The sequence below is a fragment of the Pseudomonas sp. MWU13-3659 genome (genome assembly GCF_023757525.1).
Taxonomy (GTDB): Bacteria; Pseudomonadota; Gammaproteobacteria; order Pseudomonadales; family Pseudomonadaceae; genus Aquipseudomonas; species Aquipseudomonas entomophila_E.
This window is the reverse complement of sequence record NZ_JAMSHW010000106.1, coordinates 1-533: the sequence shown is the minus strand read 5'-3', so window position 1 is coordinate 533 and position 533 is coordinate 1. Positions and strand designations below refer to the sequence as shown.

The following is a 533-nucleotide window of genomic DNA, read 5'->3' as shown; positions in this document are numbered from 1 at the left end:
GTGAAGACCGGCGACTACGACGTGATCGACGCCCTGGGCAAATCGATCAAGGGCAAGCTCGACGGCAACGGTTTCAACCAGGCCAGCGGCGCCGCCGCCGGCCCGCTGTGGGTCGACTTCGGCCTGGACCCGGCCGACACCTGGGCCGAGGGCAGCCACTTCGGCGCCGGCGACTGGCCACCCAAGCCCAGCTTCGCCGACATCGCCCCCGGCCAGCAGGCCGTGGTCGGCGAGGTGCTCAGCGGCGGCAAGGGCGCAGAGGGGTTGCTGGGCAAGGGCCTGGCACTGGCACAGCAAGGCATGGACAAGGGCAAGGGACTGATGCAGAACGCGATGGCACAAGGAAAATCGATGGCCCAGGGCCTGATGGGCCCCGGCGGCAACGGCCTGCTGGAACAGGGCAAGGCCCTGGCCGGCACGGGCCTGAAACTGGCGAAAAGCGGCCAGGCCGCGCTGCAGAAGGCGCAACAGGTCAAGGCCGCCGTCGGTGGCGACACCGGCGCCATGGCCCAGCTGGCCAGCAACGTGGTGCC

General features: G+C 70.2%; 1 pseudogene. It reads left to right on the top strand.

The features are described from left to right. Window positions 1-533 (top strand): annotated as a pseudogene (locus NGM28_RS28515) (type VI secretion system Vgr family protein); the annotation flags it as partial.